General features: G+C 49.2%; 18 protein-coding genes, 2 rRNA genes and 1 riboswitch. Of the genes, 15 read left to right on the top strand and 5 right to left on the bottom strand.

From position 1 onward, the window contains the following. The 4 genes from G367_RS0113095 to G367_RS0113080 all read left to right on the top strand — a co-directional run. A 23S ribosomal RNA gene (locus G367_RS0113095) occupies positions 1 to 174 on the top strand; the annotation flags it as partial. A 203-nt stretch (positions 175 to 377) separates the two neighbouring features. Then, a 5S ribosomal RNA gene (rrf, locus tag G367_RS0113090) occupies positions 378 to 493 on the top strand. A 278-nt stretch (positions 494 to 771) separates the two neighbouring features. Continuing rightward, positions 772 to 1,161: a hypothetical protein gene (locus G367_RS0113085; protein ID WP_020413588.1), complete on the top strand. Its 390-nt coding sequence runs from the start codon at positions 772 to 774 to the stop codon at positions 1,159 to 1,161. A 417-nt stretch (positions 1,162 to 1,578) separates the two neighbouring features. Continuing rightward, a complete protein-coding gene (locus tag G367_RS0113080; RefSeq protein ID WP_020413587.1) occupies positions 1,579 to 3,135 on the top strand; it encodes a thioredoxin domain-containing protein in 1,557 nt (518 codons plus the stop codon). Positions 3,136 to 3,220: 85 nt separating this feature from the next. Here the strand turns inward: G367_RS0113080 and G367_RS0113075 are convergent, their stop codons facing one another. Further along, positions 3,221 to 4,147 carry an SGNH/GDSL hydrolase family protein gene (locus tag G367_RS0113075; RefSeq protein WP_020413586.1) on the bottom strand — a complete coding sequence of 309 codons (927 nt, stop codon included), beginning with the start codon at positions 4,145 to 4,147 and terminating at the stop codon, positions 3,221 to 3,223. Positions 4,148 to 4,416: 269 nt separating this feature from the next. Further along, a riboswitch (TPP riboswitch) is annotated at positions 4,417 to 4,515 on the top strand. Between the two features lie 85 nt (positions 4,516 to 4,600). On the opposite strand from G367_RS0113075, the gene thiC reads away from it, so the two are divergent. The 7 genes from thiC (at position 4,601) to G367_RS0113035 (ending at position 11,828) form a co-directional block, all read left to right on the top strand. Further along, positions 4,601 to 6,511 carry a phosphomethylpyrimidine synthase ThiC gene (gene thiC, locus G367_RS0113065; protein ID WP_020413584.1) on the top strand — a complete coding sequence of 637 codons (1,911 nt, stop codon included), beginning with the start codon at positions 4,601 to 4,603 and terminating at the stop codon, positions 6,509 to 6,511. A gap of 111 nt (positions 6,512 to 6,622) precedes the next feature. After that, complete coding sequence (gene thiO, locus G367_RS0113060; protein ID WP_020413583.1) at positions 6,623 to 7,699, top strand: glycine oxidase ThiO; 1,077 nt, start codon at positions 6,623 to 6,625, stop codon at positions 7,697 to 7,699. Next, the gene (gene thiS / locus G367_RS0113055; RefSeq protein WP_020413582.1) at positions 7,699 to 7,899 is read left to right on the top strand and encodes a sulfur carrier protein ThiS; all 201 of its coding nucleotides are present in this window, start codon (positions 7,699 to 7,701) and stop codon (positions 7,897 to 7,899) included. The genes thiO and thiS overlap by 1 nt, the downstream gene beginning before the upstream one ends. Positions 7,900 to 7,901: 2 nt before the next feature. After that, entirely contained in the window at positions 7,902 to 8,708 is an 807-nt protein-coding gene (locus tag G367_RS0113050; protein ID WP_020413581.1) for a thiazole synthase, read from the top strand. Between the two features lie 7 nt (positions 8,709 to 8,715). Further along, complete coding sequence (gene thiE / locus G367_RS0113045; protein WP_020413580.1) at positions 8,716 to 10,269, top strand: thiamine phosphate synthase; 1,554 nt, start codon at positions 8,716 to 8,718, stop codon at positions 10,267 to 10,269. Further along, a complete protein-coding gene (locus tag G367_RS0113040) occupies positions 10,263 to 11,012 on the top strand; it encodes a HesA/MoeB/ThiF family protein (protein WP_020413579.1) in 750 nt (249 codons plus the stop codon). Before thiE ends, G367_RS0113040 begins: the two co-directional genes overlap by 7 nt. Positions 11,013 to 11,354: 342 nt before the next feature. Next, positions 11,355 to 11,828 carry a Dps family protein gene (locus G367_RS0113035; RefSeq protein ID WP_020413578.1) on the top strand — a complete coding sequence of 158 codons (474 nt, stop codon included), beginning with the start codon at positions 11,355 to 11,357 and terminating at the stop codon, positions 11,826 to 11,828. 38 nt (positions 11,829 to 11,866) lie between these two features. Here the strand turns inward: G367_RS0113035 and G367_RS0113030 are convergent, their stop codons facing one another. Then, on the bottom strand, positions 11,867 to 12,748 hold the full coding sequence (locus G367_RS0113030) for a LysR family transcriptional regulator (protein WP_020413577.1): 882 nt from the start codon (positions 12,746 to 12,748) through the stop codon (positions 11,867 to 11,869). 157 nt (positions 12,749 to 12,905) lie between these two features. Between G367_RS0113030 and G367_RS0113025 the strand changes: the two genes are divergently transcribed. The 4 genes from G367_RS0113025 to G367_RS0113010 all read left to right on the top strand — a co-directional run bounded on the left by G367_RS0113025 (position 12,906) and on the right by G367_RS0113010 (position 21,360). After that, entirely contained in the window at positions 12,906 to 14,885 is a 1,980-nt protein-coding gene (locus G367_RS0113025) for an acetoacetate--CoA ligase (RefSeq protein ID WP_083922734.1), read from the top strand. Positions 14,886 to 14,997: 112 nt separating this feature from the next. Then, the gene (locus G367_RS0113020) at positions 14,998 to 15,372 is read left to right on the top strand and encodes a hypothetical protein (protein WP_020413575.1); all 375 of its coding nucleotides are present in this window, start codon (positions 14,998 to 15,000) and stop codon (positions 15,370 to 15,372) included. 172 nt (positions 15,373 to 15,544) lie between these two features. Continuing rightward, positions 15,545 to 17,344 carry an autotransporter assembly complex protein TamA gene (locus G367_RS0113015; protein WP_020413574.1) on the top strand — a complete coding sequence of 600 codons (1,800 nt, stop codon included), beginning with the start codon at positions 15,545 to 15,547 and terminating at the stop codon, positions 17,342 to 17,344. Beyond that, the gene (locus G367_RS0113010) at positions 17,344 to 21,360 is read left to right on the top strand and encodes a translocation/assembly module TamB domain-containing protein (RefSeq protein ID WP_020413573.1); all 4,017 of its coding nucleotides are present in this window, start codon (positions 17,344 to 17,346) and stop codon (positions 21,358 to 21,360) included. Before G367_RS0113015 ends, G367_RS0113010 begins: the two co-directional genes overlap by 1 nt. 115 nt (positions 21,361 to 21,475) lie before the next feature. Here G367_RS0113010 and G367_RS0113005 read toward each other — a convergent pair whose 3' ends face one another. The 3 genes from G367_RS0113005 to G367_RS25700 all read right to left on the bottom strand — a co-directional run bounded on the left by G367_RS0113005 (position 21,476) and on the right by G367_RS25700 (position 23,423). After that, positions 21,476 to 22,603, bottom strand: coding sequence for an acetyltransferase domain-containing protein (locus G367_RS0113005; RefSeq protein ID WP_157533500.1), 1,128 nt, complete (start codon positions 22,601 to 22,603; stop codon positions 21,476 to 21,478). A gap of 102 nt (positions 22,604 to 22,705) precedes the next feature. Further along, a complete protein-coding gene (locus tag G367_RS0113000) occupies positions 22,706 to 22,942 on the bottom strand; it encodes a DUF7661 family protein (protein ID WP_020413571.1) in 237 nt (78 codons plus the stop codon). An 88-nt stretch (positions 22,943 to 23,030) separates the two neighbouring features. Beyond that, positions 23,031 to 23,423 carry a GFA family protein gene (locus G367_RS25700; protein WP_083922733.1) on the bottom strand — a complete coding sequence of 131 codons (393 nt, stop codon included), beginning with the start codon at positions 23,421 to 23,423 and terminating at the stop codon, positions 23,031 to 23,033. Between the last annotated feature and the right edge of the window lie 333 nt (positions 23,424 to 23,756).

The raw sequence follows: 23,756 nt of genomic DNA, 5'->3' as shown, positions 1-23,756 counted from the left end.
GGACGGGATAACCGCTGAAAGCATCTAAGCGGGAAGCCTCCTTCAAGATAAGATCTCCCTGGGAACTTGATTCCCCTAAAGGGCCGTGGAAGACTACCACGTTGATAGGCTGGGTGTGGAAGCGTTGTGAGGCGTTGAGCTAACCAGTACTAATTGCCCGTGCGGCTTGACCATACAACAGAGATGGTTACTAACGACTAGCTAAGCTAGCGGATTGTGAGTTAGAGACATACGATCGCTTGCGGTGTATTACTACAGATTGTTTTACCGACTTATTTGGGGTTATCGCCGGTCAACAACATGACCGAGGCAAACAGCGATAACGCGGCAGGCCAAGCACATTGCTTATAAGACCAGCGCCAACCCAAGCCAGTTTGCCTGACGACAATAGAGTTGTGGAACCACCTGATCCCTTGCCGAACTCAGAAGTGAAACGCAACATCGCCGATGGTAGTGTGGGGCTTCCCCATGTGAGAGTAGGTCATCGTCAGGCTTCTAATCCGAAAGGGCCACCCAATGGGTGGCCCTTTTTTTATGTGTGAAAAAAACAAATAAAGACCTAAATTATGATTCCGCACTCTGGGAAAGGCCGTAAAGTCCGGATGTGGGTTGTGTTTATCTATTTTTAGGCTTCAAATTACTTGATTAGCTTCACTAAAAGATAATACTTAACTGGAATACAATAAGTAACATGTGGGCTGTAACTGACTATTTCAGTCGCTATGGAGTAATAATCATTTTGAAAATAATAAATAGGGTCAAGGGGGCTTTATGCCAGGTAGGGTGAGATTTTTAATAATTGCTTTAATTATGCTGCTATCTTCTTGTGCAACTGTGGAATTAACAGATGCAGGAAGAGATATACAAATTGTGCAACAGATATCTATTTCTGATCTTGATAAATATTATGAAGTTGGTGAGGTTGCTTGTAACTTTGGATTTAATGCACGATCAGCAATCACTAATATAAAGCAATGCCGAACTGATTTGAAGAATCAAGCGGCACAGTTAGGGGGGCATGTGATTGTTATAGAGCACCAGCAACTCGGAACAGGAGGGGGAACATCCTATGGTAAGGGGTATTCTGGCTGCCCAAACTGTATTTCGATGGTGGGAACCACCTATAAGGAAAAAGATACTGCTACAAACAATAAAAACTAATTCGATTTAAATCAGATAGTGAATCAGGTGCTCTTTTAAAAGTTATATTAAAAGAGCATTATTCTGTCAGGACGATTTTACTTTCATTAAATGGCTTTTAGGGGCTGTTGTTTTGAATTTATAAGATTTATCTCTTATGTTTTCAATTTTCACTAGATGTCATTCATTACTTTATATTTATATATAAAGTCGATATGCAAAGTATCGATTATAGCGTTCCTTCACTTTAATTCTAACAGTATTGACTATTAAAGACCATTGCATCGTAAATATGGGATGTTAAATTTCTGCTGAATGCGGTGCCAAAAGGTAAGCTTAGTTCCCACTTCTATAAATTATTTCTTAGAAATTCTACCAAGTAAGGCTAGAAAATATCTTCCCTGGTAACATAGATAAAACACCATGAGGATATAAACCATGTGGAAGCTTAAGTTTCTTTATGTAGTCTTGGGAGCTTTGACCACTTTCACTATTTTTAGTGGTTATTCAAAGTTTTCTGATTTTCCTTTAGGTTATGAAAAAACGAAGCATCGAGAGATTGCAGCTCGGGTAGGTAAGCATGAAATTAGCATTGAGGCACTGGATAGCGAGCTTCAATTTGCTCTATATGATATAGCTGAAATGCAATACGAGTTACGATTAAATAAGCTTCATGAATTAATAGGTAGTACGGGGGAGGGTAGAGCTGATATCGAGATATTATTACCTTTTCCACAGCCGCCTCGTATCGAGCTGACTTATAGTGCACGAAATATTCGAGGAAATCCCCGGGCGCCTGTCACCATCGCAGTATTTTGTTCTTTTCAGTCGCCACATTGTAAATCCACTCAGCCTGTGTTTAGGCGCTTAATGGTTGAGTATCAGGAATGGATAAGGCAGGTTAATTTCGATTTTCCTTTGAAGTTTCATAGAGAGGGTGTAATGGCTGCAGCTGTAACACGTTGTGCAGCAGAGCAAAGCAAGTTTTGGGAGTACCATGATGCATTATATACTCTGGCTCCAAGCGTTAATAAAAACGAATACGTACGCTTGGCTAAACAGCTTCAAATGGATAGTTCACAGTTTGATCGTTGTAGAGCTGACGGGCTATATAGATCTCAGGTGCTTGAAGACCAAAAACTAGCCATTGCTCTTGGACTAAAAAATGTACCCGTAGTTTTTATCAACGGCTTATACCTAAAGGGACCTCGCACTTTTGAACAGTATTCTTTCTGGATTGAAAAGGAATTGTATTCTTTGGGAATAAACCCAAAAGATGAAGCTGTCCAGAAAGATAGCAATAATATCAATGAGCGAAATTTACCCTTAACTAAATTGCCGCTTCGACTGCTTGGGATTAGCGAGTCGAGTGTCAAAAATAGATCAAAAGCATTAATTGAAGTGAATGGGGCAACGGCTCAATATTTCACTTTGGGACAAGCGCTTTTAGAGGGAGTCTCGCTGCTGCGGCTCTATTCCAAGTTTGCCGTCATTGAGAGCAATGAGGGATTGGCGAAACTTCCCCTTGAAGGTGAAGAGGGCACTGATATTTTATTGACCCAGTCATATATACATAGTGAGAAACTTAAGCGTCGTATTGAACAACCGATGGGACCTGGAACCCGTCAGCTAATCTCTCCATCTGGAGTGCTTACCCTGGGGCAGGAATGGTTGAGTAGACAATTGGAGGAGCGTGAAATCCTGGAGTCTAAGTTTACAGAGGCAGAACTGGAAGTCGAAGGGTATCACCTGATGCGACTGGAAGGCGTTGCTGATAATGAATTCTTTACTGCATTAGGCTTTCAGGAAAATGATGTATTGCTGAGGGTTAATGATAGCTGGGTTCATAGTGGTCAAAATGCCCTATGGGATGCGCTGACCAGCGGAAAGATAATTGATGTGGCATTCATGCGTAAGGGATTGCCACATCGATTACAGTACGTTGTTGAAGAGTTAGGATACTTTGAAGAAGAGCCGGATAGCGAGAAAGAATAACAGAAATAAGAAATGAGCCTGCTGTAACAACAATCTAAAAAAGCAACAGGCTCTATATCCACCGAGCAGTAAAATTTGAACTTAATTACTTATCTGTATTGCCTTGCCACAAAAGATCAGCCACTATATTCTGGCCTTGGACACTGGGATGGAAGCAGTCACCGCCATCAATATCGTCCTTACCAAATTGGAAAGTACCGGCATTTACCTCACCTTCACCAGTGTACTCGGCTATTACTTCAACGCCATTGGTGCCATTATAGCTTTCTGCCTCCTCGGCAAGTATTTCGTTATATCGACGTTGGGCTGCGCTAATACCGTTGTAGCGAGTGGTAAAATCCTCTCCATTCATAGTACCGCCATTGGTAGCAATTCGGCAGATACCAAAGGTAGACCAGACACTTTCACAGTCTACCCGAGAGTTTCCGGCTTGCTTTTCCAACCCTGCTGCGCGCAGGTCTTGTACACGGGGTACCGAACCGAGAAGAATAGTAGAGCCATTGGGCAGGCCTTCGACCAGTTTGTCTAACCCCGCGCGAATTGCAGAGCGCCATTCACTATCAGTGTAAAGTGGATCATCACAATTCGCCGGATCTACACACTCGCGGTTACAGATATCATTACCGCCTAAAACTACTTCTACGTGGTCAGCTACATTATTCTGCGAAAGAATCCGGTCGGCTTGAGTAGAGAAATTGTCTCCACCACTGAGCATTTCCGCTCCAGATTCCGCCGCATTTTTATTAGCGGCCATATTTGGTGAATTAACTTTATACTTGTCATGAATACTTTCAACTGAATTGTCATCACCATCAAACCAGGAGTGCTCTGGTTGGTCTCCACCAAGGAGACAGAAAAGATCCCAGAAATACTTATTGCGGGTACAGTCCGCTCCGAATGCCATGGTAATACTGTCACCCGCGGCGACCGACTTGGAGGGGGCTGCCATTGCTGGCTGTATCGACAAAACGCACAAAGCCAGGGTTATTACTACTCCATATTTATTCCACATTGTGTTTTCTCCCACACCGACTTTCGTCGTAGATAATTATTTTTTTGGTACTGCATCGGTGAACCAGTGGAGTGTAGGTCGGAGTGGAAAAGGGAGAGAAGTGAATGCTTCCGACTAATTAGTCAGAGTTTAATAAGTTGAAGTGGGTTGGGGTTTTGTCGTCTGTAACATTTCTTTCTGCAAGGCCACTTCTATTAAAGATCTATGCGATGATATTTATCCGCCCGGGTGACCTTCTGTTCATATCTGTTAGCTTCCACTATACTGCGCTCTACTTGTCGGAGTGCCTGTGGGCTGAGATCGCTGATGCGAGATCCGTTGAACCTGATCGGGGTAACCCCCGCGTAGGGAACAAGATCTGAAGTCGCCTGTTTTTTTACAGTTTGGCGTCTTTTCTCTTTGTATGTGCCCTGGATGCTGCGACCTTTAAATTCCCAAGTTTTAAGGTTACGCATGTCTGAGATCATTGAACAATCCGGTAAAGCCGGAAAGTCCTCCCGCGCTGCCAGTCGCGATTCCGCTAAAGAATTTCTTGAGAATCTTACAGTTCAGTCTTTCCCTAACTCGAGCAAGGTGTATTTGCCCGGTGAAACTCCCGACATCCAGGTTGGTGCCCGCCAGATCTGTTTGGGAGATAGTCTGGTAGGCGGGGATGCAGAGAATCCGGTGTTTGAACCCAATGAGCCCCTCACTATTTACGACACTTCGGGCCCCTATTCTGAACCCAATTTTAAAGTGGATGTACGGGAAGGGCTGCCCAAATTGCGCCAGGGCTGGATAGAGGGCCGCAGAGATACTGAACTGCTGGACTCTCGCCAAGCGGCCTACAGCCAGAAGCGTATGGCGGACCAGGGGCTGGATCATATCCGCTTTGAAAACCTTCCCGGCCCTCGCCGGGCCAAACCGGGACAGAATGTATCGCAGATGCACTATGCCCGCCGCGGCATTATTACCCCAGAGATGGAATTTATCGCAGTGCGCGAAAATATGGGGCGAGCCAAGTTGGCAGCGGAAATGAGTGAAAGTGAATACCAGAAGGCACGTGATGGTATTTACATCCCCGAGCAAATCACGCCGGAATTTGTGCGCCGGGAAGTTGCAGAAGGGCGGGCAATTATCCCGGCGAATATTAATCACCCGGAAGTGGAGCCGATGATTATCGGGCGCAACTTCCTGTGCAAGGTGAATGCAAATATTGGTAATTCTGCTGTGACTTCTTCCATTGAAGAGGAAGTAGAGAAACTGGTTTGGTCTACCAAGTGGGGCGCGGACACAGTGATGGATCTGTCTACCGGCGCCAATATCCACGAAACCCGCGAGTGGATTCTGCGCAACTCGCCAGTGCCCATCGGTACTGTGCCAATTTACCAGGCGCTGGAGAAAGTAGACGGAATCGCCGAAGAACTTAACTGGGATGTGTTCCGCGATACCTTGATTGAGCAGGCAGAGCAGGGGGTGGATTACTTCACTATTCATGCTGGCGTGCTTTTGCGCTATGTGCCGCTCACTGCCAAACGTATGACCGGGATTGTTTCTCGCGGTGGTTCCATTATGGCCAAATGGTGCCTCGCCCATCACCAAGAGAATTTCCTCTACACCCACTTCGAGGAAATCTGCGAGATTATGAAGGCTTACGATGTGAGCTTTAGTCTCGGTGATGGCCTGCGCCCGGGCTCAATTGCGGATGCTAACGATGAAGCCCAGTTTGGCGAGCTGCACACGCTTGGCGAGCTGACTGAAATTGCCTGGAAGCACGATGTTCAGACCATGATCGAAGGCCCCGGCCATGTGGCTATCCATAAGATCAAAGAAAATATGGATGAGCAGCTAAAGCACTGCCACGGCGCACCTTTCTACACTCTAGGTCCGTTGACCACGGATATTGCTCCCGGCTACGACCACATTACTTCCGGCATCGGCGCTGCACTTATCGGCACCTACGGCTGCGCCATGCTCTGCTATGTGACCCCCAAAGAGCACCTGGGCCTACCCAATAAAGAGGATGTTAAAGAGGGCCTTATGGCCTATAAGATTGCGGCTCATGCCGCAGACTTGGCCAAAGGGCATCCGCGGGCACAGAAGCGCGATGACGCCCTGTCAAAAGCCCGCTTTGAATTCCGTTGGGAAGACCAGTTCAATCTCGGCTTGGACCCGGAGCGGGCACGCACCTATCACGATGAAACCTTGCCAAAGGAATCCGGCAAGGTAGCTCACTTCTGCTCCATGTGCGGCCCAAAATTCTGCTCCATGAAAATCACCCAGGATGTGCGCGATTATGCGGCCAAGCAGGAAGCGGCACAGGGCATGGAGGAAATGTCGATTAAATTTAAGGACATGGGCAGCGAGATTTATCACAAGGGCTGATGAGTATTTTGGGGGAGAATCCTCTCCCCCAAGAATCGGATAGCAAAAGTACGGCGAGTGCACAGAGTTTATCGCCGGGTGTCGATTTGGATTTGCGAAGATAGGTGGTCTGTGACAAGCGAAACCAAAGCCAAAGTAGCTATTGCCGGTGGCGGCCTGTTAGGTCGCTTGCTCGCCTGGCGGCTCTGCCAACGGGAACTGGATATCACCCTGTTTGAAGCGGGTGATTTGTCGGCACCAGTCGGGGGAGCCTGCTGGGCGGCAGCGGGAATGATCTCACCACTATCGGAATTAGTGCACAGCGATAAACAGGTTTACAACCTGGGGCTGAAAAGCCTTGAGCTTTGGCCTGAGTGGGCCCGGCAGCTGAAGGAGCAGAGCGGGCAGGACGTGGAATACCGCAGGGCGGGCTCAGTGCTGGTTGCTCACGGCAAGGATAGAAGTGAGCTGTTGCAATTCCTGCGGGAGTTACAGGGCAAGTTGGGTGAATCTGCCAGGGAGCAGGTGCAACCACTCGATAGCAATACTTTAGCGAAATTAGAGCCCTCCTTACACGGCTTTGAGCAGGGGCTTTACCTGCGGGGTGAGGCGGATATCAATAATCACCGCCTATTGCCCGGGTTACTCAGCGTATTGCACCGAGGTGCAGTCTCTCTGCGAGAGCACAGCAAGGTAAATTGCGAAGCCGGGTATATCTCTGTGAACTCGGAGCGCGAAGAATTTGATTGCGTGATCGACTGCCGTGGTCTCGGTGCCAAGGGGCAGATTGAAGGCTTACGCGGTGTCCGTGGTGAGGTGATGGTGGTGGAATCCCGGGAAGTGGTTTTGCAGCGTCCAGTGCGCCTGCTCCACCCACGCTATAAGCTCTACGCTGTACCACGCAGCGATGGACGCACTGTAATCGGCGCCACAGAAATTGAGAGCGAAGACCAGTCGCCCATTTCCGTCCGCTCCAGTATGGAATTGTCTTCCGCGCTTTACTCCCTCAACCCGGCTTTTGCCGAGGCTCGTATTGTTGAGACCCGCGTAAATTGTCGCCCCGCCACTATGGATAATATGCCTTATATCCACAGCGAGGATGGCCTGATTCGGGTGAATGGCCTTTACCGTCACGGTTATCTTTTAGCGCCGGCAGTAGTGGAGCAAGTGGAGAGTCAAGTGGCACAACAACTGTTACAGGTGGTTTGATGCAGGTATTAATTAATGGGGAAACTCAGAGCCTTGAATCCCCGCTAAAACTCTCTGTGCTTTTACAGCAGCTCGGCTATCGCGGAGAAACATTTGCCGTTGCGATCAACGGTGGATTTATTCCCCGTACGGAATATAGCAATACACAGATAAATAACGGCGATAGCCTGGATATTGTTGCTCCGGTAGTGGGGGGGTAAAGGTGAGCGATCTACTAACACTGTACGGAAAGGCATTTAACAGCCGGCTTTTGGTGGGCACCGCCCTGTATCCATCCCCTGCGATTATGCGCGAATCCGTGCAAGCCTCAGCTTCGGAAATTATTACTTTGTCCCTGCGCCGGCAAAATCCGGCACAGCAGCAGGACAATAGATTTTGGGATTATATTCGCGAGTCCGGCTGTCAGCTGTTGCCCAATACCGCCGGTTGTAAATCGCCGCGAGAAGCGGTGGAGCTGGCAAAAATGTCCCAGGAAATTTTCCAGACCGATTGGCTCAAGCTGGAAGTGATTGGTGATGATTACAATTTGCAGCCAGACCCCTTTGGCCTGGTAGAAGCTGCGCGGGAATTAATTCAGTTAGGCTTCAAGGTTTTGCCTTATTGCACAGATGACCTGGTGTTGTGTCGAAAACTTTTGGATGTGGGTTGCGAGGTATTAATGCCCTGGGGGGCTCCCATCGGTACCGGGCAGGGCCTGCTCAATAAATATAACCTGCAAACACTGCGCGAGCGCCTGAGTGATGTACCGCTCATTATTGACGCCGGAATCGGTGCGCCATCACAGGCGGCAGAAGCACTGGAGATGGGCTTTGATGCGGTGTTATTGAATACCGCGATTGCAAAAGCCCAGGATCCGGTACTGATGGCTAATGCTTTTAAACTGGCTGTGGAATCCGGGCGCGCCGCCTTTAATGCCGGCTTGATGCTCAGGCGTCAAACTGCCAGCCCCAGCACCCCCACCCTGGATATGCCGTTCTGGCAGCAGGCAGAGAGCATATTGCAGGATTAGTATTTTTATGCGCGATCAACTTCAATCGAAAAAGCCAATTGTCTGGACCATTGCCGGCAGTGACTCCGGCGGTGGCGCCGGCATTCAGGCGGACCTGCTGACTTTTGCCGATCTCGGCTGCCATGGTTGCAGTGCTATCACGGCCAATACCGCGCAGAATACGGTGGAAGTCACTGCAATTAATGCAGTTTCCCTAGAGGTCTTGGCTTCACAATTGCGGGCCTTACAGCGGGATCTATTTCCTGCCGCAATTAAAATCGGTCTGCTAGCGAATGCTGAACAAGTTGTTGCGGTGGCAGATTTCCTGCGCCAGCTGAAAGCGGTGCAGCCGGTTCCGGTTATATACGACCCGGTTGCTGTTGCCACCAACGGAGCCGGGCTCACCGAAGGGAATATTACCGCAACGGTGTTGGCTCAGTTGATGCCACAGTGTGATCTGGTCACTCCCAATTTACATGAATTGGAATGGCTTACTGGAGCCAGTGTCACGGGTGCGGAATCTATTGTGCAAGCTGCGCGTCAGTTGCACGCCCAGGGCGGTACTGCAATTTTAGTTACCGGCGGCCATACCCAATTGCGTGCGGGAGAAGTTTCCGACTTACTGTGGGATGGTGAAAAGGCCGATTGGATTATTGGCCGGGAAGTGTCCAGTACAGGCACACATGGCACAGGCTGCACTCTGTCCTCCGCTATTGCCGCCTGCCGCGCCTTGGGCTATCCGTTGCGAGATGCCTGCGTCGTGGGTAAAGCCTATGTTCAGCGGGGCTTGTGCCGGGGAAATAATACACACATCGGCGCTGGTGCCGGCCCTGTAGGCCACTGTGGCTGGCCCCTGGATTTAATCGACTTCCCGGAGATTTTAGTGCCGGGAGAAGAGCGTGCGCTGGATTATGGTTTTGGTGCGGCCCAGCCTCTTGTTCAAGGGTTTGCCCAAACAGACTCTCAAGCATTGGGTTTATATCCGGTTGTGGATACAGTGGAGTGGTTGCAGCGCTTGGCCGAGCTGGGGGTGCGTACTTTACAGCTGCGAATAAAGAATCCGGGTGGGGACCTGCGCGCACAGATTGAGCGTGCAGTGGCTATTGGCAGGACGTATAACCTGCGCCTGTTCATCAATGATTACTGGCAGTTGGCGATTGAGTGCGGCGCCTACGGTGTGCATTTGGGCCAGGAGGATTTGCAGTCTGCTGATCTGAGGGCAATTCAAGCGGCAGGATTGAAGCTGGGTATCAGTACCCACGGCTTCTATGAATTACTATTGGCCTACCGTTATCGCCCCAGCTACCTGGCGATTGGTGCAATTTATGCGACCAACACCAAGGATATGTCGGATCAGTTGCAGGGCGTGCAGAAACTTGCGCGAATGGCAGCACTATTGCCCGATTATCCACTCGTGGCAATTGGTGGTATTAATATGCAGCGGGCCAGTGAGGTTATCGCTAGCGGCGTTGGCAGTATCGCCGTGGTCAGCGCTGTTACTAAAGCGGAAGACTACAAGCAGACGGTTGCCGATTTTAATGTCCTGTTGAAAGGTAAGCATGCGGAAGTAGAGCCATGTTAAGTAGTAAGGAATTACAGCGTTACAGTCGCCAGATAATGTTGCCCCAGGTGGGTGAAGAGGGACAGAAAAAGCTGTCTTCTGCGCGAATTCTGATTGTTGGCTTAGGTGGGCTCGGCAGCCCGGCAGCGATGTATCTAGCCGCAGCCGGTATTGGAGAGCTGCACCTGGTGGATGGTGATCATATCGATCTCTCCAATTTACAGCGCCAGGTTTTGTACAAAACCAATCACCAGGGAAAATCCAAAGCCATGGTGGCTGCACAACAATTGGCTGCGGCCAATCCAACTATTCGCATTCACCCCCACAGCCAAATGGCGAATGAATCCTGGCTGCGTGAGCAGGTAAAACAGGTGGATCTGGTGTTGGACTGCACCGATAACCTGGAAATCCGCCATACGATCAACCGGGTTTGTTATCAGGCAGGATGTCTGGTGGTAATGGCATCGGTGCAGGGGTTTTCCGGCCAGCTGATTAGTTTTGATTTTTCTGAAGGAAAAGGTCCCTGTTATGCCTGCCTGTTTCCGCCCCAGGAGCAGGCTGAAGTCCAGAACTGCTCTACAGCAGGTGTGATCGGTCCTGCGCTGGGTGTAGTTGGCAGTATGCAGGCTCTGGAGGCCATAAAGTACTTGGTAGGGTTGCCGGTATCGAGCTTGAATAAATTGCACTTAATCGAGACGGAAAGCTTAGCTCTGCAAACTTTGCAGCTGCCGAGCCATAGTAATTGCCCGGTTTGTAATACCTAGCAACTTTGTTTCCTCTTAAATTTTTCTTTCAGTAGATTTATACAGGGCTGGCAATATGAGCATATGCATAGCCAATATGCTTTATTTTTGCTCCTTTTTTGGCGTAATAATTATCTTTTTACTTTAGACCTACAGTTGCTCTAGAGCAGGGTTCCGCCAGACTCAAGGTATATTTCGAGTTAGTTGCCTGGATAAATATGTTTGCCTTTTTAGTGTCTTATAAACTTGGCTCGGCTATATAGATAAGCTATCAACCCGATAGCTTGTGAGAAATCTTTAAAGCTATCAGAATGGCATCACAACCACTTCGGTGACAAAAGTATTGGAAGAAGGATTTGTTTAATGAAAAAAATCGATATTGGTATTAGCGAAAAAGATAGGGAAAAGATCGCTGGTGGTCTCAAGCACTTGCTGGCGGATAGTTACACTCTGTACCTGCAAACGCACAACTTCCATTGGAATGTTACCGGGCCATTTTTTCGTGAACTGCACCTGATGTTTGAAGAGCAGTATAACGAGCTGGCCACCGCGGTAGATGATATTGCCGAGCGGATTCGCACCTTGGGGGTTTCTGCGCCAGGCACCTACCAGGCTTTTGGGCAGTTGAGCTCTATTAAAGAAGTTGTGGAAATTCCCGCAGCCGAGGATATGGTGAAAATTCTCACCAAGGGCCATGAGCAAGTGATTAAAACTTGCCGCGATGTATTAAAAGCTGCGCAAAAGGGAGAGGATGAATCGACTATTGCCCTGGTATCCGATCGTATGAGTGTCCATGAAAAAACTGCCTGGATGCTGCGCGCCACCAGCAGCAAGTAGTGGCTGGCCCTCTGGGCAAGTTACTGTTCCTGCGGTGCTTACTGCTCGGTGAGCAACTCCAGGAAAGCACCGGCGGGTGCAGAGAGGTTGCCGCGGCTTTTGAGCAGCGTGCCAACTTCCTGTGTCACCGCCGGAGCGGAGAGAGGCAGACAGGTTAAACCATGCTCTCGCATTTGTGCCTCACAAAGACTTGGTACGGCACTGACTCCCAAGCCTGTCCTGATCAGCTGCCCGATAGTGCTTAGTTGGTTGGCTTCACAAACATATTGAGCGGCTTTCCCACACTGGTTAAAGGCAGTATCCGTCCAGCGCCTTACCGCTGATCCACGGTTCATCGATATAAAAGGGTGAGTGGCCAAGTCGCGCCAGCGTATTGTCTTTTTTTCCGCCAATATGTGCTCTTTGGGCACTACTGCGATAAAACGATCGCGTTCAAAGGGCACAAACTCCATTCCGCCCAGTTCATCCGGGCGAAAACTGATACCCAATTCCGCGCGTCCCTCCTGCACCGCCTCTACAACCCGTTCCATAACCACATCTTCCAGCACAATATTGATTTGGGGAAACTTCTGGTGGAAGTCAGCCAATAGAGAGGGTACCCGGTTTAAGGCAAAAGCGGGGATAACCGCCAGCCGTAGCTGGCCGCGTTCCAGGCGGAAGCGCTGCTGTATAGCATCCAGTGATTGGTCCCAGCTATTAAGCAGTTGTTCCGCACGAACCAGGAACTCGCGTCCTTCTGGGGTCAAGACCAGTTGGCGACCATCGCGACTGAATAGGGGGCCTCCGGTGGCTTCTTCCAGATTACGGATGGCTATAGAGAGCGCCGGCTGGGAAGAGTGTAACTGGGCACTGGCCTGCGCCAAGCTGCGGCTGCGCGCTACGACAACGAAGGCACGAAGTTGTTTAATAGTAGCGCTCACTGGGGCTCCAGATACTTCAGGGAATGTTAAATTTTATTAAAGAAACCATCGAAAGATTAAAATAGTTTAAAGTCGTCGGGCAAGGCATGATTGCCGCTTTCGCCCTGGCGAAGGTCAAACAATCACCGAGAATAATGAACCTACAAGGTCTGTTGAGATGAAGGACAATGCACAACCCCTTTGGCAACCGAGCCCAAAGGCCATAGCCTCAACCCAAATGGATGAGTTTCGCCGGCTGGTTAATGAGAAACACCAGCTACAGCTGGAAAACTACAACGCGCTATACCAGTGGTCTGTTGAAGAGCGCGAGGACTTCTGGAGCGATTTGTGGGATTTCTGCGAAGTAGAAGCTGGTGTGCGCGGAGAAGAGATCTTGGGCCACGACAGTATGCCGGGTGCTGAGTGGTTCCCCGGTGCACAACTTAATTTTGCTGAGAACCTGCTGCGCTACCGCGACGATAAGGCGGCTTTGGTTGAGCGCCTGGAGAATGGTAGCCGCCGCCAGCTCAGTTACGCGCAGCTGTACGACCGGGTAGAGCGCTTGGCTTCAGCCCTGGCCAATCAGGGCGTGTCCAAAGGGGATCGTGTGGCTGGCTTTATGCCAAATGTGATCGATACCGTAGTGGCCATGTTGGCAACTACTAGCCTCGGTGCTATCTGGACTTCCTGTTCGCCGGACTTTGGCATTAATGGTGTGTTTGACCGTTTCGGCCAAGTGGAGCCGAAAGTGCTATTTGCCTGCGAGGGCTATCTCTATAACGGCAAAGTGATCGACTCGCTGCCGCGCCTGCGTGAGATAGTGGCCCGTATCGATTCTATTGAGAAGCTGGTGGTGGTACCTGTCGCCCGCTCTCAAGAGGAAACGGCTCAAGTACTAGCGGCAGAACCGCTGGATAAAGTGGTGTTACTGTCGGAGTTCGAAGCTGCAGCGCCCAAGCGCGAACTTACCTTTGCCCAGACCGCATTCGATCACCCCCTGTATATCATGTACTCTTCGGGTACCACTGGAGTGCCGAAGTGCATAGTGCACGGGGTGGGTGGTACCTTACTCCAACATCTGAAGGAGCATCGCCTACATTGCGACTTGCGTCGTGAGGATTCCCTGTTCTACTTCACCACCTGCGGCTGGATGATGTGGAACTGGCTGGTAAGTGGCCTGGCTTGCGGTGCAACTCTGGTGCTGTTTGATGGCTCTCCCTTCTATCCAGAGGCCAGGGGCCTATGGGATATGGCAGATGAGGAAGGCATTAGCGTATTCGGCACCAGCGCCAAGTATATTGCCGCCCTGGAGAAGAGCGGCTGTAAGCCTCGGGAAAGCCACAAACTGGAGAAGCTGCGCGCGGTGCTGTCTACCGGCTCGCCACTGGCCCATGAAGGCTTCCGCTATGTTTACCGAGACATAAAGAAAGACTTGTGCCTGTCTTCTATTTCCGGCGGCACCGATATTATTTCATGCTTCGCCCTGGGTAACCCGACTTTGCCGGTTTATGCGGGAGAACTTCAGTGCCGCGGCTTGGGTATGGCTGTGGAGGTCTGGAATGACGATGGTAAACCAGTAACTGCAGCGAAAGGGGAGCTGGTGTGCGCCAAATCCTTCCCCTGTATGCCGATCGGCTTCTGGAATGACCCCGATGGGACAAAATATAACAGTGCATATTTTGAAAACTGGCCGGGCGTTTGGGCGCACGGTGACTATGCGGAAATTACCTCCCATGGGGGGGTGATTATTTATGGTCGCTCCGATGCGGTACTGAATCCCGGTGGCGTACGCATCGGCACCGCCGAGATTTACCGCCAGGTGGAGAAGGTGGAGGAAGTGCTCGATAGTATCTGCATCGGCCAGCAGTGGCGGGATGATGTACGCGTGGTGCTCTTTGTTGTGCTTCGTGAGGGAGTGGAACTGGATGAGGATTTGGTGCAGAAAATCCGCTCCACTATTCGCGCTAACACTACCCCGCGTCATGTACCGGCCAAGGTAATTCAGGTGGCGGATATTCCGCGTACTATTAGCGGAAAAATTGTCGAGTTGGCAGTGCGTAATGTGGTGCACGGCAAGTTGGTCAAGAATAAGGAAGCCCTTGCTAACCCTGAGGCTCTGGCACAGTTCGAAAACCTGCCGGCTCTGGCTGAGGACTGAAGCTATTAATTAAGGGGGAAGGGTACGTAGGCGGGCGTCATTTTGTTTACCCGCGTTCTGCGCTACCCTTGCCATATAGTAATACCAATAAATTCAAGGCAGAAGAACAGGTATGGTTACTTATCTCTATTGGGCGGCGGTTATCGCCCTGGTCATTCTCTCCCTTTTTGTTGGCAGCCGTATGGGCAGCTTGAAAATTGGCGCTATTGCGGCCGCAGTTTTCTTCTTTGCGGGTTGGTTGGCGTATTACTTCCACTACGAACAGGTCTTTGTAAAACGCTTCGGTGGGGTGATGCGTATTTCCGTGCCCGATGGTTACCGACATATTGGCGCCACCTGGAAAGAGGACAATCTCTGGATTGAGAACTACGACCCCAAAACCAATCAATGTATTTTTACTGAATACTCCAAGGGAAATATTCTCGAAGGGCGAGTGATAATTCAGGATTGTAATCCGTTACTTGGCAATCTCAGCTCCCAGCCATAAGCTACTTGTTTATTCCTGGCCGGCGATTGATGCAATGTGAAGCTATCAATTGCTTTGCTTTTCGCCGGCAAACTTCACCTGGACATTACCAGTTCTGGGGCAAAATCGTATGTGAAGGGAATGGATACCTGGAAGTGCGCGGAGTAGCCGCTGCGGTCAACGGATTAATATTTTGCGAACTCTCTTTATCTCCCTGCTTATCGGTTTTGCATTGCTGCCTCTGCAGCAGGCAATAGCTATCCCTTTTTTCTCCAAATTACCTAGCTTTTCATTGTATGTACAAGGTGATTCCCAGCTGCAAGAAAAATTGAGTAAAGAACTCAATGAACTTCGCAAGAACAGCAGCGCCCTTGAGAGCTATGAAGACCCACAGGATGTAGCCCACTACGAACGCGGCAACCTCGCAAAATTGCTGCGTTCGGAGGGGTACTATGACGCTACTGTACGAGAGTCTGTACTGAGCAATGAAATTGTTTACCAGGTTGTACCAGGCCCACAGTACCTGATCAAAAGTCTGGATATTGAAATGCCTGTAGAACTGCGTGCGGGCTTTCCCGGCTTGCCTATCTCAGTTGGCGACCCGCTTCAGGCCGATGAGGTACTCGAAGGCGTGCAGAAGATAACCACGTACCTCAACAATAATGCCTGTCTGCTCAATGTCGATGTTACCTACCAAGCTACAGTGATCCACCAGGAGGCCGCTGCTCGCCTGGTGTACCGTGTAGCGCCGAGCCCGGAGGTAATGGTGGGCGATGTACAAATTCTCGGCGCTACCTCAATTGAAGAAGACTACTTGCGCAGCAAGTTGAATATTAGTCCTGGAGACTGTTTCAGCCGCAGCAAATTGGATGCAGCCCAGTTGCGATTATTGCGCACGAATTTAATTTCCAATGTGACTCATCAGGTATCGGAACCCTATAACGGCTTGGTGGATGTCATATTTATTGTGCAAGAACGAAACCACCGTACAGTTACATTGGGGGTGGGATACACCTCTGATGAGGGCCCCGGTGTGTCCGCCAGTTGGGAGCATCGCAATATTTTTCATCGCGGTGAAAAGTTGGAAGTTGAAAGCAAGGTAAACAAAGTCAAGCAGACTTTAGAGAGCAAACTGACCATACCGCGCTTCTTTAGGGACAAGCAGCGCTTTACCGCGAGCGTGGCCCTTACCGGTGAAGATGTAGATTCTTATCGCTCCAAAGCATTGACTCTCAAGGGGCTGGTATCGCGAAAATTGAGCAAGCACCGTACTATTAGCGCAGGGGCTGAACTCAAATTCAGCCGTGTGGATGAAAAAGTGGATGGTGCTGTGGAGGATGGGGATCCGGATGAGAACTATCATCTGCTGGCATTTCCCCTTGGTTTTAAACTGAATACTACAGATAAACCACTAGATGCTCGTCGTGGGGCTACCACCGCATTGGAAATTAAGCCCTATCTGGACTTAAACAAAAACAGTACGTCCTTTGTAAAAAATATCCTGCAACTGACTGCTTATAAAACGGCAGAGTCTATGCGCTACGAACCCACACTGGCCTTGCGTATTAAAGCGGGGGCTATTACCGGTGCGGCCAACCTGGAACTTCCTGCGGATGAGCGCTTTTATGCGGGGGGCGGCGGTTCGGTGCGTGGATATGGCTACCAGGAGTTGGGGCCGCGTATTGTTGAAATTAATGAGGACGGCGAGGAAACCCTGTCCGACTCAATAGGTGGACGCGGTCTCAGTGAGGTTTCTATTGAGGGGCGCTTTCGTTTTACGGATACCTGGGGTGGGGTCTTATTCCTTGATGGTGGCAATGCCTACGAAGATCCGAGCCCTAACTTTTCAGACCTTTTTTGGGGCACAGGTTTTGGTGTGCGCTATATCACCTCTTTTGCCCCCATTCGTTTCGATCTCGCCTTTCCCCTGGATCGCCGCGATGGTGTGGATGATCGTTACCAGGTCTATATCAGCCTGGGGCAGGCTTTCTGATGGCCAGGTTGAACGCATTTGCAATGGGTTTGGCCCGGGCGCTGGGTGCTCTCCTGCGTGGTCTGTGGCGATCCTTTGGTGCTGGGGGATCGCTTCTAACCGGCCTGTGCTTACTGATTGTACTTTCATTGATTTATTTCTTGGGTACTGAACAGGGGCGGGTAAGTCTTACTCGCACAGCTTTTTATGGGGCGGAGCAGGTGATAGACGGCCTCTCTATTGAGGCGGAGGGAATTGGTAGTGAGCGCCTCGGCGCATGGTTTTTCGAGCGTCTTCGGGTAGATTTTGAGAGCAATACCCTGGCGGAGGGTTATCAACTGGAATTGGAGCTGCAAAGTTTTTCCAGTAATCCTGTCAATATTGATCGAGTTGTAGTCAAGGACTTTCTATTAAATATTGATGTACTCGATGAACTACTGAAATCCCTGGCTCGAGCGGAAGAGAAAACCGCTCAGGATTTACAGGAAGAGGCTGGTAATAGAGAAGCCACCACTTGGGAAACCTTAGTACCTAGGTTCCGCCTTGGGGAGCTACGGCTTGAGCGATTGCAATTGATCAGCAGTAAGATAACCGATATCCCTGCGATCTCTGTGTATGGCAACAGCCTCTACCGGTGGGAGGGGCAGCCCACCCAATTGCAGCTGGAAATTCGCGAATTAAGTGGTGGTGATTTGCAGTTTATTGCCGATGGGCGCGAGCGTCAGCCCGGGCGATTTGTTTTGGATTTCTCTGCCAGTGAAAAAGCACAGGGATTTGTTGGGCGGCAGTTGCATTTACCTCAGGGGCAGGGGCTGGATGCGCGAGGAAAAATTTCCCTACGCCGTCGCGATAAACAGATACAGGTTGATATTGAGTCTCTTTCCACACCTTTTTCCCAGCACAAACTGGCGCTGACAGGCAGTTTGGTTTTTGATTTGTTTCCCTGGCGGGTGCATACCGATGGCATCTGGTTACAAGTGGATGGTAAACGCAGCACCTTGTCTGGCAATATTAGCGCTGACAATATCAGCGCAGAGCTTCATCTCAATCGCTTACCTATTACACTTTCCCGCCCTTGGCAAAATGTCTTGCACAGCGGTTGGTTCAGTGCTGGCTTAACAGTTTCCGGCACATTACCGCTGCCCGATATCTCTGGCCAGGTAAAACTGAACAGTAGTTATCGGGAGCAGCCCCTGGAGCTGATAGGCGAGGTAAATACCATACAGGGAATGATTCACCTGGAGTCCCTGTGGCTGGAATTTGCTGGGGCACAGATGCGTACCGCGGGCAGTATAGATACTGAAAATAAAACCCTGGATATGAGTGCGGCCGTGCAGGAGCTGGGAGTTGAGGAGATTCGCCGCCTTCTATTTTCCCTCCCGCAAACAGAGCAGCTGAAAATCCCTGATGACTTTTCCGGTACTCTGCACCAATTACAGCTAACCGCACAGGGACCTTGGGATAACCCGGATTTGCAGGGAGATTTGAGTGCTGTATCGGTTTACCGAAATTTACAGAATGAGTTGACAGCCCGAGTCAATGGAAACTTGAAGGGGCTAACCATTACGGATTTTTCCCTGGTGGGGGACAAGTTAAATATCCTTGGCGGTGGCACTGTAGATATTGAGTCTGAAGCACTGAACTTGCAGCTGCAGGTAGATATTCGCAATCTCAACCCAAGTGAAGATCTCGGTCTCGCTTCAGCTAAGGGTGTTAGCTTGGGCCTGCAGGGGCAGGTTGGTGTGGAAGGTCCCTGGTCCAATCCGCGCCTGAATACTAGCCTGGAATCCGATGGCCTGGTTCACGAATACCGATACAACCTGAAGGGTGATGCCAGCGGCGACCTCGAAAAGATTAATCTGCAAGGGTTGCGTGTGGAGTTATATGCCAACGGATCCATAGACCATTTCGACATGGGGCAATTCCGCGGCCCCCAGTCACCGACCACTATCCCGAGTATGCAAAAAGGGGCGAGTCAGCCCGAGCAAAATGCGAGCCGTCTCACCGAACTTGCAAAGGAAGCCCAGCGCCTGGGGCGCGAGGGAATTGCACTGATTGAAGCTGAGGGAGCACTTGAGCCAAAGCTGGGTCGGCTTGAGCTGGGGGTGAGTGCGCGCAACCTGCCGCTACCCCTGTTCGAGGTGTTAGGGTTGCCGCTACCCAAGACCCTGGAAGGCGAGCTTAGCCTGGATGGCGAGATCAAGGGAGCACTTACCAACCCTGAAGTACGCGCCAGTGTGTTGGCCCAGGGTGGCTATCGCCATGAACCCTGGCAGTTGCAGGGAGTGCTTGATTATGCGGATAAGAGTCTGGTTGTGGACGGGCTGGAATTTCTGTGGGCGGGGCGCAACCAGTTGTGGGCCCACGGTAGTCTCAACGAGCAGCGGCTGGATCTGCAGCTGCAGGGCAGGGCCTCACTGGAAGATCTCTCACGAGAGTTACCGTTTAATACACCTGAGCAGGGTGATGTCGTTTTGTACTCAAGTATTACTGGCAGCCCGCGCCAGCCACAGCTTGAAGGGGAATTGCGAATCAGTGGTTATACGCCCGGCCGTGAGCAAGGGCGTGTGCAGGTGCAGCCTCTCTCAACAGTGCTTGAATGGCATACCGAAGGTGGGGAATTGCAGGTATCTCTCGTGGCTGAGCACGATGGTCGCCGTGCAATAGATAGCAGTGCCAAGTTATTGATTTCTCCCATTTTTGAACGGTTGTTTTCTGATAGTTCAGCGGGGTCTGTGAGCGATATTCCTCTACAGCTGGTGAGCAGTGGTTCCGCAGATCTGTCTGTCGTTGCTGAATTTATTGACCCCAGGATACATGTAATGCGCGGTTTGCTGAGTTTCTCAGCGGATGGTGTCGGCACTTTGGGTGAGCCTCACCTTGTTGGTGGGATAGAACTGAGTGGAGCAAGCTATGAGCACCGCCCAAGCCACACCCGTATTACCAATATTGATTTTTATACACGCTTGACCCCGGGAAAGTGGCTTGTCGAAAGAGGCAGTGCCACAGTTGTTGATGGCGGTACGATTAGTTTGGGAGGGGCCGTGTTTTTTCCCGAGCAGGCACCGCCACAGATGAGCTTAAGCTTAAATCTGAATAGGGCACACTTACTGAATACTCCGGGAGTACGCGGTGCAATCTCTGGAGAAGCTACCCTGTCGGGTTCGACTGAGGATGCGCAAATCACCGGTCGTTTTACCCTGCGACCATTGGCAGTACAAATTGAGCAGTGGATTGGCAGCACGGTTCCGGAAATTCAAGTAGTGGAGGTCCAGGTGGATGGCCCACAGGTGGAGCGTGCACCGCTGCTGCTTAGCAAGATCAGTTTGGGAGTCGAGGTGATTCTGGATCAGCAGTCCTATGTGCGCGGACTTGGACTTAACTCGCAGTTGCGCGGTCAAGTGGATATTCACGGAACTGCGGCCAAACCGGAAGCCTCAGGTGAGCTGACTATCGTGCGCGGCAGTTTTGACCTGCTAGGTAAGAAGTTTAATCTTCAGGAGGGAGAGATTCGCTTCGAAAATAATGAAGTGGCAGTGTTTGTCGAGGGTGTTTATAGCTATCGCGATGGTGAAATCACAGCAAATATTTCAGGCTCTGCAACTGACCTGGATATTACTTTCAGCTCAGATCCTTCAGCCTCTCAGGATGAAATTTTAGCGCAATTACTATTTGGCAAGTCTCTTTCAGATATTTCACCGCTACAAGCCGTACGTCTGGTGAGCGTGGTGCGTAGCCTACAAACCGGTCGTGCCGTGCTCGATCCGGTAGCAAAAACCCGTGAATTGCTGCGTCTCGATACCCTTAATATTGAGCAGGAGGAAGGAGATGAGGGCGAAGAATATGCCCTTAGTTTGGGTAAATATATTACCAATCGGATTTATGTAGAGTTGCAACGCAGCACCGATCCGCTGAGCCCCTGGCAGGCGGAAATGCAAATAGAATTGCGTGAGAACCTAAACTTGGAGTTCAAAACCGCAGATGATGGAGATAGTGGTTCTGGCAGTGTAGAGTTGCAGTGGAAAAAGGATTATTAGTTTATAGCCGCCTGCAACCTATATTTCATTTTTTCTCAGACCTCAAAAATATCTCAACTGGATCGCAGAACGATCCAGTTTTGTACCAGCTTCTGGCTACTGATCCTCAGCTAATCTATACGTATGAATAGATTACCGAGTTGCTCTCTTTTTTCTTTTTTAGGTACTTCTTACACGGATAATACAATGTGCCGATAAGTACAATCCAGAATAAGTAGGTTCGCGCCAGGTTTGGCTCATAGCCTTCTGGCCATACTTTAGTGCCATTGAAGAAGTTGGTTGCAACTCCAAATTCCAGATATGTCCAAAGGTGAGCGGCTAAATTGATAATCGGTACATGTAAGAGATAGAAAAAGAGTGATGCCTGGCCGAACATAAGAAATATATTTAATACCTTGTTTTTTCTGTTTTCTACTAATGCCATTGTTAGTAATACTATACACATAGTCATTACTATATAGTTAAATGACATTGGATATTTGGAAGTATTGATAAAGCCGAGAATACCTTCATCAGGATTCCAGACATGGGGGTCCCCAAAGCCAATAAACCTTGAACTAAAGAATAGGATCGCTAGTACTGCTGCTGCCATTAGGAGAAAGTGTACCCTTTTTTTTGCCTCCAGTTCATATAGAGTGCCAGATGCATACCCTAGGTACATAAGGGCAAATAGAGGGATGATATTGTAGGCGGCGAAAATTCCGGTATCAAACTCAAATAGCCTGAATCCGCTGCGAACATGAGCCAGGATCCATATCCACTCGTAACTTCCCAGTAGTTGGCGTATGTAATTATCGTTTATATAGCCATGCAATCCAACTAAGGCCAGGCAGGCTATAAGGGTCAACTTATTGGGGAGGTAAATCAGGCCTGCTAGTAGTATCATTGATAGCCCCAGCGCCCATATAACCTGAACAAAGGCATAGTTGTAATCAAACTGCCAGGAAAGATTAACTAATGTAAGCTCCAGGAGGATTAGTACCAGGCCCCTTACCAGCAAAAACTGAGAGAGTTCCTGCTTGGAGTTTAACTTTTTACCATGTAAATAGGCACTTAGCCCGGTTAAAAAAATAAAACCAGGGGCGCAAATATGTGTGATCCAGCGGGTAAGAAATAGCATCACAGAGGTTTGGGATAGGTCGAGGGGGTCAAACTGGATGGCCGTCCAGAAATCTCGAGTGTGATCGAGCGCCATAACAACGACTAAAATACCTCTGGTAATGTCTATTGCTGGGTATCGCAAGTGGTTATCTCCAAGTTCGATTATTATTAAAATATTCGATTTTTCTTTGTAGGGGACTGGTGACTACTATTTGCAATTATGATTTTATATTAAGGACTGCTGTCATGTTGAGATATTTGTTTCCTTCAACAGTATCACATCTTGATATCTTTCCGACGCCCATTCATGGCATAAATCTGATAAATACTGGGCTAGTTCCCCCTCGGTAATCTCAAATGGTATAATTATCCCTGCAGGTCTTCGCTTTCCTTCAGGACCTTGGAAGAATGCCAGCCAGCCGTCATTATGCCTTTCAATTATAACTTCTCGACCAAAAATACTGTAACTATAAACTTTCATTGTAAAAATTCTACTTTCTATTTTTTTCGATGTTAATTGCCCAAATTGGTACAGGCTCTTTTGGCTATGTTTCTGAGGCCACGCTTAGCTAGAGGCTCTCTAGATTTTCTGGAACTCTTGCCCAATGAGGAACTCCAGATGTGAAAACCTTATTGGATGGGTTAAATATATCTGGGTTGTCTAAAGTGCCTGCTCCAACACTAATCAGGCCGAACTCTGTCTCCCCCCAAAGATTTGAGCCACAGTTTTTGCAGAAATGTTGTTTTACGGTCCGCCCTTCACTTGATACCTTTTTGTAGATTTTTGGAATACCTAGTGAGCATAAGAAATCTGAACTCCTAACCATAAATCCTGGCCAGGCATCTGATCCGGTTATCATTCTACAATCACTACAGAAGCAAAAAAGCTGTAATACAGGTTCCCCCTTGATTTTGTAACGTACATTGCGACAAAAACATCCACCTTCTTGTAAGTAGCTCATTTATTTTTCCTTTATTTCGTATGAGAGTTTGATTGGCACAGCGTGCAGCTTGATCGTATATTAGGGGGAGAGCTACTAATATTACATTTAAACCTGTGAGTGAGTAAATTTTGAGTCGCATTTTTCTTTGTCTAATAAATTGTTTGTGTGTAAGTCTTGGTTTTTTTGAATTTATTTTTAAGTCGATACGTTGGTACCTTCGTTTAGAGTTGTCTGAATAAATTTCTGGGTGTTTGGTTGGATGCCAGTGTGCTGGTGATGATGAGGAGGTGCCAAATTCGGAGGGTGTGGTGTGGATGGTCACTAGGATGATGACAGATAACTTTTTTCGCT

Source organism: Microbulbifer variabilis ATCC 700307 (assembly GCF_000380565.1).
In the GTDB taxonomy this organism is placed as follows: Bacteria; Pseudomonadota; Gammaproteobacteria; order Pseudomonadales; family Cellvibrionaceae; genus Microbulbifer; species Microbulbifer variabilis.
Note: the sequence above shows the minus strand (reverse complement) of the source record. Positions and strands in the feature narration are given on the sequence as shown.

Excerpts from the sequence above, each read along its gene's own strand:
- thiC (WP_020413584.1), top strand. The coding sequence starts at position 4,601 with ATGTCTGAGATCATTGAACAATCCGGTAAAGCCGGAAAGTCCTCCCGC.
- G367_RS0113040 (WP_020413579.1), top strand. The coding sequence starts at position 10,263 with ATGTTAAGTAGTAAGGAATTACAGCGTTACAGTCGCCAGATAATGTTG.
- thiS (WP_020413582.1), top strand. The coding sequence starts at position 7,699 with ATGCAGGTATTAATTAATGGGGAAACTCAGAGCCTTGAATCCCCGCTA.
- G367_RS0113085 (WP_020413588.1), top strand. The coding sequence starts at position 772 with ATGCCAGGTAGGGTGAGATTTTTAATAATTGCTTTAATTATGCTGCTA.
- G367_RS0113080 (WP_020413587.1), top strand. The coding sequence starts at position 1,579 with ATGTGGAAGCTTAAGTTTCTTTATGTAGTCTTGGGAGCTTTGACCACT.
- G367_RS25700 (WP_083922733.1), bottom strand. The coding sequence starts at position 23,423 with ATGAGCTACTTACAAGAAGGTGGATGTTTTTGTCGCAATGTACGTTAC.
- G367_RS0113010 (WP_020413573.1), top strand. The coding sequence starts at position 17,344 with ATGGCCAGGTTGAACGCATTTGCAATGGGTTTGGCCCGGGCGCTGGGT.
- G367_RS0113035 (WP_020413578.1), top strand. The coding sequence starts at position 11,355 with ATGAAAAAAATCGATATTGGTATTAGCGAAAAAGATAGGGAAAAGATC.
- thiE (WP_020413580.1), top strand. The coding sequence starts at position 8,716 with ATGCGCGATCAACTTCAATCGAAAAAGCCAATTGTCTGGACCATTGCC.
- G367_RS0113025 (WP_083922734.1), top strand. The coding sequence starts at position 12,906 with ATGAAGGACAATGCACAACCCCTTTGGCAACCGAGCCCAAAGGCCATA.
- G367_RS0113000 (WP_020413571.1), bottom strand. The coding sequence starts at position 22,942 with ATGAAAGTTTATAGTTACAGTATTTTTGGTCGAGAAGTTATAATTGAA.
- G367_RS0113075 (WP_020413586.1), bottom strand. The coding sequence starts at position 4,147 with ATGTGGAATAAATATGGAGTAGTAATAACCCTGGCTTTGTGCGTTTTG.
- G367_RS0113020 (WP_020413575.1), top strand. The coding sequence starts at position 14,998 with ATGGTTACTTATCTCTATTGGGCGGCGGTTATCGCCCTGGTCATTCTC.